Raw genomic sequence first — 7996 nt, 5'->3', positions numbered from 1 at the left:
TTTTCCCTTTTGCTTTTCCCCGCTCTTGCTTGTTCCCCGCCGCACAACGTCGTTTCCCGCCCCGCGCAGGGCACCATTTTGCGAGACAGGGCACCAGTCGAGGACGAGGACGGATGAGAAGCCCTGTGTCAACCCCCAACGGTCTAGGCGGCTTTGTCAGTGGTGTTGAGGATGCGTTGGAGGGCGTGGTGTTGGCCGGGTTGGTAGGCGACTTCGTCTTGCCAGCAGTGCCAGATGACGAACAGTCAGGCGCGGGCCAGGATGCGGACGGCGTGGGGGTGGTCGTGTCCGCGGTCGCGGGCGCGTTGGTCGAGGTCGGCGGCCCAGGGGTTGGCGTGTCTGGTGTCGTCGGCGAAGTTGGTGACGGCGTCGCGCAGTTGTTTGTCGCAGGCCCAGCGGAAGGTGACGGCGCGGGCCTTGCCGGATTGGCGGGTCGAGGGTGCGGCGCCGGCCAGGCAGGCCAGGGACTCGGGGGTGGGGAACTTGGCTCGGCAGTCACCGATCTCGCTCAGCAGCCGGGCGGCGCGGACGCGGCCGGCTTTGGGCAGGCTGGTGAAGATGTGCTGGTCGGCGTGGGCGTCGAGTTGGTCGCTGATTTGGGCCGCGAGGGTCTTGATTTGCTCGCGCAGGGTGGTCAGCACGGTGACCAGGGCTTGGGTGATGTGGGCCTGGGTGTCGGCGTGGGGGCCGGTGGCCCCGCGGGGTGCGGCGATCAGGCGTGCGTGGAGCACGCTGGGCTCGATCTTGCCGGAGTAGCCGTGCTTGGCCAGCCAGGCGCCCAGCCGGGTGGGGGTGAGCCAGTCGGCTTGGTGCTGGGTGGCGAACCGGGTCAGGAAGCTCAGGCTGATCGCCGAGTCGATCTGGGAGAAGAGGCCGATGGCGCCGGGAAAGACGTTGCGCAGGTGTGCGCGCAGCTGGTTGGCCACGGCGACTCGGTGGTTGACGAGGTCTGTGCGTGCCCGGCAGGTGCGGCGCAACGCCACGGTGGCTGGGGTGTCCGGTTGCAACGTCCGCAGCCGGGGGCGGTCGGTGCGCAGGGTGTCGGCGAGCACGAACGCGTCGAATCGGTCGTCCTTGTTGCCGGCCGAGCCGTACCGGGAGCGCAGGTTCTTGATCTGGTTGGGGCTGATCACGACCACGGTCAAGTCGGCGGCGAGCAGGGTGTCGATGACTGGGCCGTCCGGTCGTTCGATCGCGACCTCTCCGGCGCCGTGCCGGCCCAGGAAGGTGATCAGGTCACGCAGCCCGGTCGCGGTGTGCGCCACCATGGTGTGGGCGACCTGGTGGCCGCGGCCATCGACGATGCACACCGCGTGATCATCGCAGGCCCAGTCGATGCCGGCGGTCAGATCGTTGGGGGGTGCCTCGGGCAGGGTGTTGCTGGCAGACTTCACGTCAGCCTCCTCGCTGCTAGTCCCAGTGGGGAGGCACCCTCATGTGGTGCCATGGGTGCCGGGACGCAGCTGCCGGTTCGCTCACTGATCGGCGCTCGGAGGCGCTCAGCCCTGTCGACGGTCCGCACGTCCCGGGCAACCACCAGACCCCGCAGATCTCATCCTGGACATCGAATCTGTCGAGCGAGCTGGGCGATGGTCTGGTGGCACCTCGGGTGCATCAACGCCCCATCGGAGAGCGCCAACATATGGAAGGTAGACCAGTGAGCGCAGATCGTAGGGCGCCGAGTGTCGAGCACGACGCGATCGTGCTGGCCGGCGGTCGGGGCGAACGCCTGGGCGGTCGGGACAAGGCGCTGGTCGAGGTGGGTGGACGCCCGTTGCTGGCCAGGGTCCTGGACGCCACGGCCGGTGCCCGGAGCGTGGTGGTCGTCGGGTCGCCCCGGCCGGGTTTCGACGGCGTGCACTGGGCATCTGAGGAACCGCCCGGCGGCGGACCCACGGCGGGCATCGTCGCTGGGCTGAGGGCACTCGGCGACGGTGCCGGGCCGTGGGTCCTGGTGCTGGCGGTCGACCAGCCGGGCACCGCCGCGGTGGTGCCGGCGATGCTGCAGGCCGCCGCTGCGGCTGCGCCGGACGTGGACGCGCTGTGCCCCCACGACAGCGCGGGGCACCCGCAATGGTTGCTGGCGGCATACCGCCGGGACGCGCTGGTCGCGGCGTGCGCCGCCGTCGGCAGCGGGCACGGAGTCTCGGTGCGCCGGCTGGTCGCCGAGCTGAGGATCATCGACGTGCCGGTGGCCGGCGAGAACGTCGGCGACGTGGACACCTGGGATGACCATCGCGCCTGGCAGGACCGGCTGCAGCCCTAGCCAACGGCACCGAACGTCACGACGTGGGGGGCTGCGCGCAGCGGCGGGCCAGGGTCACGAGCTCACCCGCCGGGCCGTCCAGGCGGCGCGGACCGTTCCAGAGGGCGTGCAGGCGGCGGCCGAGGTCCAGGCCCTCCACCGGCACCAGGCGCAAATCCCCACGTTCCAGCGACCCCGCGACCGCGTGCCGGCTCAGCACCCCCGGGCCGGCGCCAGACAGCACGGCGGTGCGCACCGCGGCGTTGCTGCTCAAGGACAGGGCGGGCGGTGTGAGCAGGCCACCGACGGCAGCCGCGAGCGTGGTCTCCAGGGCCGCCCGGGTGCCCGATCCGGGTTCGCGCAGCACCAGCGGGGTCTCGGCGAGCTCGTCGGCGGTCAGGGGGAGGCGCCGGTGCGCCCACCGGTGCGACGGGGGGACGACGACGACGAGATGATCGGTGCCCACCTGGGCGCGGTGCAGATCCTTGGGCGGGGCCGAGGACTCGATGAAGCCGAGACGGTAGGTGCCGGCGCGGACCCCCTCGATCACGTGCGCCGAGTTCGTGACGTCCAGGGCGACCCGGACGTCGGGCTGCCTTCCCCGGAACTGCGCCAGCCACGCCGGCAGGAGATACTCCGCGATCGTCATACTGGCACCCACCGGGAGCGTGGCGCTGCCTTGGTCCTGCAGCGCCTCCACCCCCACCAGCAGGTCTTCGGCGGCGCTGAGCACCGTCCGGGCCCAGTCGACGACCACGGCGCCCTGCGGTGTGAGGGTCGACCCGCGAGGGGAGCGTTGCAGCAGTGGGACGCCCGATTCCCGTTCCAGTCGCGCGACCATGCGACTGGCATTGGGCTGCGCCATGCCGACGGCCCGGGCCCCGGCGCCGAGACTGCCGTGCTCGGAGACGCGGACCAGCAGCTCCAGGGCGCTCAGGTCGGGCCATTGCCGTTGAGTCATATCACGATGGTATGGGGTGATGCCCGATCGTGGTCTACCGGCGGTCGGGTGATCGGCGGAGCATGAGGGTCATGCCTTCGACGCCCGCGAGCACCGCCCCCGGCACCACGCCGGACCGCGCTGTCGGCGAGCGCGAGGCCGCACCCACGGGCCCCCGGCGGCTGGTGCCGGGGCTGTTGCTGTGCGCAGCGGCGGTGGGGGTCAGCCTCCTGGTCACCCAGCTGGTGCCCGTCATGAGCGCGCTGCTGGCGGCGATCCTGCTCGGGGTCGTTCTGGCCACCACCGTCCCGCTGCCGGCCGCGACCGCCCCCGGTCTGAAGTTCGCGGCCAAGCGGCTGCTGCGACTCGGAGTGGTGCTGCTCGGCGTGCAGCTGTTGCTGTCCGACATCGCCGGCCTCGGTGTCGGCATGATCGGCACCGTCGTCGCCGTGGTGGTCATCGGCATCTTCGGCACCCTCCTGATCGGCCGGATGCTGGGCGTCGCGCCCGGTCAGCGGCTGCTGATCGCCTGCGGCTTCTCGATCTGCGGTGCCGCGGCCGTCGCCGCCGCCGACGGGGTCGTCGACGCCGAGGAGGAGGACGTGGTCACCGCCATCGCCCTGGTGGTGATCTTCGGGACGCTGATGATCCCGGCGGTGCCACTGTTGGCCACCCTCATCGGACTGCCCACCGAGCAGGCCGGGCTCTGGGCTGGCGGCTCGATCCACGAGGTGGCCCAGGTCGTCGCTGTCGGCGGCACGCTGGGTGGCTCGGCGCTGGGAGCGGCCGTCGTGGTCAAACTGGCGCGCGTGCTGATGCTCGCCCCGGTCCTGGCGGTGCTGGGTTGGCACCAGCGACGCACGACCGTGGTCCCTGAGGGCGCCAAGCACCCCCCGCTGGTGCCGTTGTTCGTGCTCGGCTTCCTGGCCATGGTCGCGCTGCGCTCCACCGGGGTGCTCGGCGAGTCGGTCGTCGAGGCGGCCCAGATCGGGCAGACGGTGCTGCTCAGCGCGGCCATGTTTGCCCTGGGGTGCTCGGTCCGGCTGGCCGCCATGAAGAAGGTGGGCCTGCGGCCCTTCGTCCTGGCGGCGATCTCGACGGTCATCGTGGCGCTGACAGCCCTCACCGGGGTGCTGCTCGCCGCCTGAGGACGAGCTGCAGGGCGCCCCGAGGGTGGCGCGGACGGCATACGGTGGGGTGGTGGATCTGGACAACCGGCGGCCGATCGATCTGGACACCCTGGGCGACCTGCACCACCTGCGGGAGCAGTTCACGCGCTTCATGATGCAGTACAAGTTCGGCATCGACGAGGTGGCGACCAAGATCTCGATCCTGCAGGAGGAGTTCGCCCACCTGCACTCCTACAGCCCGATCGAGCACGTGTCGACCCGGCTGAAGTCGCCCGTCCGGCAGGTCAAGGACTACGTCGCCGAGCCCAAGCCCAACGGCTACCGCAGTCTGCACGCGCTGGTCGAGGTGCCGGTGCACCTGTCCGACCGGATCGTGCCGGTCGTGGTGGAGGTGCAGCTGCGCACGGTGGCCATGGACTTCTGGGCCAGTCTGGAGCACAAGATCTACTACAAGTTCGATGCCGACGTGCCGCAGGAGATGATCGACGAGCTGCGACAGGCTGCCCAGACGGCGGCGGACCTGGACGCGCGGATGGAGGATCTGCACCGGCAGCTGCACGGCGCGGCCGGCATGCACACGGGGTCCACGATGGGCCCGGTCGTGCCGGACGACCGGGTGCTGGCCCAGCTGCAGACCCTGCGCTCCCAGGTCGGCGAAGGTTGACCGGACCGATCAGGATGCTTAGGCCGGCAGCAGGTAGAGGTACATGAGCAGGTAGTGCAGGAAGGCGGCCACGACCACCAACAGGTGCCACAGCTCGTGGAAGCCGAACACCCCGGGGATCAGGTTGGGCTTCTCGAGCACGTAGATCACAAAGCCGGCGCTGTAGACCAGCCCCCCGGCCGCCATCAGGGCCAACGCGCCCAGGGGCAGCGGCACCCCGGCGCCGACCAGCAGGACCGTCAACCAACCCAGCGAGATGAACAGGGTGTTCGTGACGTACTTCGGCAGCTGACGCCACACCGAGCGCATCGCGATGCCGAGCACCGCGATGGCCCACACCGCGCCGAAGACTGTCCAGCCGTAGGTGTTGCGGAAGAGCACCAGCACGAGCGGCGTGGTCGTGCCCGCGATCAGGAGGAAGACCGAGCTGTAGTCGAGGGTGCGCAGAACTTCGTCGAACCGCGGGCTTCCGTTGAGACCGTGGTGCAGCGTGCTGGACACGAACAGCGCCATGAGGGACAGACCGTAGATGCTGAACCCGACGATCTTCCACGGCTCGCCCTGCACGCTCGCCTGAGAGATGAGCAACGCGGCGCCGACCAGGGCGAAACACGAGGCGACGAGGTGCGAGATGGTGTTGAACCGCTCATCTGTCACATGGACGCTGCCGTCCTTGCTTCGTGGTGTCGCGTGAGTCGAGCCACTTTCTCGGGTCATGAGCCGCCCTTCTCGCCTGCAGCGTGTCGAACCGCCCAGCGTGCGGCGCCGTCGCTTTCGTCGGCGCCTATGCCGTAGCGCATCATGAGCAGGCCGTCGAAGACGGCGAGGACGCCCGCCGCGGTGTCCTTGCGACATTCCGGCTCGACATCGACCCGGTTCTGAGCCCAACCGAGCCATTCCGCGCCTACCTGTGCGGCCGCCGACGCGAACGGCTCGCGGCGTGCCGAGGCGAGACCGAGGATCTCGAGATAGAGCCGCAGGATCGGCTCGCTGACCGGATCGGCGGCCAGGGTCCACATCGCGGCCAGCAACCGGTCAGGCTGGACGCGACCCTGGGGCTGCGACGTCGTCAGGCCGCTCATGAGGATGGCGCCCACGCGGTCGAGGATGGCGGTCAGGAGGGCATCACGGCTGCCGAAGTAGTAGAGCAGCATACGGTCGCTGGTGCCCAGCGCGGCCGCCACCGGGCGCAACGACAGCGTCCCGATGCCGTCGCGCAGTACGTGCTGGACAGCACCGTCGAGGAACTGCTCGCGCTGCCCAGGTCGACCCTGCTCCGTCATCTGCGCTCCCCCTTCCTTCGGCAGTTCGCCACCTCCACAGCGTAGTGCCGAGGCTTCCCACCCTGGATGTAGCGACCGCTACATTCCTGATGTAGCATGTGCTACAACCCGGACGTCAACTTCCCTGAGGAGCACCCCATGCCGATCCAGACGCTCGCCATGACAGAGCAACGCGAAGTCGACACCCCACTCGGGCCGATCAACGTCCGCAGCACGGGCTCCGGCCCAGCCGTCCTCTGCGTCCACGGGGCCTTCGTCGATGGGCGAGTCTGGGATTCCACGGCCACTCTGCTCGCCGGTCACGCCACGGTCCTGCTCCCGGACCTACCTCAAGGCGCCCATCGGCACCCCGTGCCCGACCGCCAGCTGCTCACGCCGCACGGCATCGCCGATGCGCTGGCCCGGATCCCCACGGCGCATGAGGTCGACCGAGCTGTGGTCGTGGGCAACGACAACGGTGGCGCCATGAGTCAGGTCTTCGCGGCCGAGCACCCCGATCGCACCGCCGGCCTGGTCCTGGCCGGCTGTGAGGTGCTCGAGCACTTCCCCCCGCCCGCCTTCGCGCCCTTTCGTCTACGGTGCTCGCTGGCCTCTCACGTTGGGTCTGTTCGCAAGGGCCTTGCGGTGGTCTCCGCTGCTCGCGCGGCAGAGCACGATCAACATACTCACCAGGCGCGGTTTCGGGCGAAGCTACGTCGAGGAGATCCTGCACGGCCTGATCACCGACCCGGAGATCCGCAAGGACCTCGCCGCCTTCATCGTCTCGCTCGACCCGCAGATCCTGCTTGCTGCCAGTAGCCGGCTTGGTCACGTGCGGCACTACGCAGAGGTCGTCTGGCCCCGACATGACGTGTTCTTCCCGCCGAGTGACGGACGGCGAGTCGCCGCACTGCTGGGGACCGACGTCACCTGGGCGGACCGCGCGCGCACCTTCGTGCCCGTCGACCGGCCAGATCTCGTCGCTGACGCCGTATGCCGGATCCTGGTCCGGCGTGAATGGCGCGCTACCGACAGCTGGGGCGGGCGCTGACGCGTCGACCCACTACCTGCCCGTGCGTTCGCGGTGTTTGCACCCCGGCCAGCAACAGGGTCTGCGTTGACCTTCCTCCAGCTCCTCCTGGGTCCGGCGGATTCGGCGCGCCCTGGTCACGTCCTGCTTGGCGTCCTCGACCCAGCAGATGAACTCGTTGCGGGCCAACGGCGTGATGTCGTGCCAGGCGTCGAGTGCCGTCGTGTTGGCGGCCAGCGCCGTCCTCAGGTCTGCAGGTAGCCCGTGGACCACCCCGCCGGGCACTGGTTGGTGGATTACACCGCCGGGTACTGGCTGACCGCTCACCCGACCACGGTAGCGGCGTGAGGTCACGATGGCGACGATTCGTCGGGAGGCACTCCACCCGATAGAGGTGAGCCAGGCCAGGACGGCCACCGGGTTGGTCTTCATCGGCACCGCATCTGGCCCCGTCGTGACCGGGGCATCGGGGGCGTCCAACGACTGCGGACCTGCCCGTTACCCGAGGTGGCTGCTGGGTTGCGCAAGCTCTCCGTCGCTCAAGGCGATCGATCCGGATAATCGCAGGTGAGCGGGTCTGTCGGTGGGTTGTCGTACCTTTGTTCGTATGCAGATCAGCGGCGAGGGCGAGCACGTGACACCGGTAGGTGCCACCGGTGACGGCGCTGCGCCCGGGCCGCGGGTGGGGCTGCGCGCCGAGCGGGTCCAGCAGATGCTGACCGAGC

The 7996-nt window shown here is 69.8% G+C and carries 9 protein-coding genes and 1 pseudogene; 5 read left to right on the top strand and 5 right to left on the bottom strand.

Annotated elements, in window-relative coordinates:
• Positions 1-245 precede the first annotated feature (245 nt).
• Positions 246-1394, bottom strand: coding sequence for an IS110 family transposase (locus ACR2FV_RS08175; protein WP_434015199.1), 1149 nt, complete (start codon positions 1392-1394; stop codon positions 246-248).
• A gap of 263 nt (positions 1395-1657) precedes the next feature.
• Here ACR2FV_RS08175 and mobA point away from each other — a divergent pair, with 263 nt between their 5' ends.
• Positions 1658-2266, top strand: a complete 609-nt coding sequence (gene mobA, locus ACR2FV_RS08170) for a molybdenum cofactor guanylyltransferase (protein WP_434015198.1) — start codon at positions 1658-1660, stop codon at positions 2264-2266.
• Positions 2267-2282: 16 nt separating this feature from the next.
• On the opposite strand, the gene ACR2FV_RS08165 is transcribed toward mobA, so the two are convergent.
• Positions 2283-3206 (bottom strand): LysR family transcriptional regulator, encoded by a 924-nt coding sequence (locus ACR2FV_RS08165; protein WP_434015197.1) that lies wholly within the window; start codon positions 3204-3206, stop codon positions 2283-2285.
• Between the two features lie 71 nt (positions 3207-3277).
• Between ACR2FV_RS08165 and ACR2FV_RS08160 the strand changes: the two genes are divergently transcribed.
• Together ACR2FV_RS08160 and ACR2FV_RS08155 are read left to right on the top strand one after the other, a co-directional pair.
• Positions 3278-4333, top strand: coding sequence for a YeiH family protein (locus ACR2FV_RS08160; RefSeq protein ID WP_434015196.1), 1056 nt, complete (start codon positions 3278-3280; stop codon positions 4331-4333).
• 52 nt (positions 4334-4385) lie between these two features.
• Entirely contained in the window at positions 4386-4979 is a 594-nt protein-coding gene (locus ACR2FV_RS08155) for a GTP pyrophosphokinase (RefSeq protein WP_434015195.1), read from the top strand.
• Between the two features lie 18 nt (positions 4980-4997).
• Here the strand turns inward: ACR2FV_RS08155 and trhA are convergent, their stop codons facing one another.
• Positions 4998-5636: a PAQR family membrane homeostasis protein TrhA gene (gene trhA / locus ACR2FV_RS08150; protein WP_434015194.1), complete on the bottom strand. Its 639-nt coding sequence runs from the start codon at positions 5634-5636 to the stop codon at positions 4998-5000.
• A 56-nt stretch (positions 5637-5692) separates the two neighbouring features.
• A complete protein-coding gene (locus ACR2FV_RS08145) occupies positions 5693-6262 on the bottom strand; it encodes a TetR family transcriptional regulator (RefSeq protein WP_434015193.1) in 570 nt (189 codons plus the stop codon).
• 96 nt (positions 6263-6358) lie between these two features.
• On the opposite strand from ACR2FV_RS08145, the pseudogene ACR2FV_RS08140 reads away from it, so the two are divergent.
• Together ACR2FV_RS08140 and ACR2FV_RS08135 are read left to right on the top strand one after the other, a co-directional pair.
• Positions 6359-6763: pseudogene (locus tag ACR2FV_RS08140) on the top strand (alpha/beta fold hydrolase); the annotation flags it as partial.
• Positions 6764-6881: 118 nt separating this feature from the next.
• Positions 6882-7292, top strand: a complete 411-nt coding sequence (locus ACR2FV_RS08135; protein ID WP_434015200.1) for an alpha/beta fold hydrolase — start codon at positions 6882-6884, stop codon at positions 7290-7292.
• A 12-nt stretch (positions 7293-7304) separates the two neighbouring features.
• Here the strand turns inward: ACR2FV_RS08135 and ACR2FV_RS08130 are convergent, their stop codons facing one another.
• On the bottom strand, positions 7305-7703 hold the full coding sequence (locus ACR2FV_RS08130; protein WP_434015192.1) for a YdeI/OmpD-associated family protein: 399 nt from the start codon (positions 7701-7703) through the stop codon (positions 7305-7307).
• Between the last annotated feature and the right edge of the window lie 293 nt (positions 7704-7996).

Origin of the sequence: Ornithinimicrobium sp., from assembly GCF_051004135.1 — a bacterium.
In the GTDB taxonomy this organism is placed as follows: Bacteria; Actinomycetota; Actinomycetes; order Actinomycetales; family Dermatophilaceae; genus Ornithinicoccus.
The sequence above is the reverse complement of the archived record's forward strand: the minus strand, read 5'-3'. Positions and strand labels throughout refer to the sequence as shown.

Coding starts and splice junctions, on each gene's coding strand:
- ACR2FV_RS08165 (WP_434015197.1), bottom strand. CDS start 3,206: ATGACTCAACGGCAATGGCCCGACCTGAGCGCCCTGGAGCTGCTGGTC.
- ACR2FV_RS08160 (WP_434015196.1), top strand. CDS start 3,278: ATGCCTTCGACGCCCGCGAGCACCGCCCCCGGCACCACGCCGGACCGC.
- ACR2FV_RS08145 (WP_434015193.1), bottom strand. CDS start 6,262: ATGACGGAGCAGGGTCGACCTGGGCAGCGCGAGCAGTTCCTCGACGGT.
- ACR2FV_RS08130 (WP_434015192.1), bottom strand. CDS start 7,703: ATGAAGACCAACCCGGTGGCCGTCCTGGCCTGGCTCACCTCTATCGGG.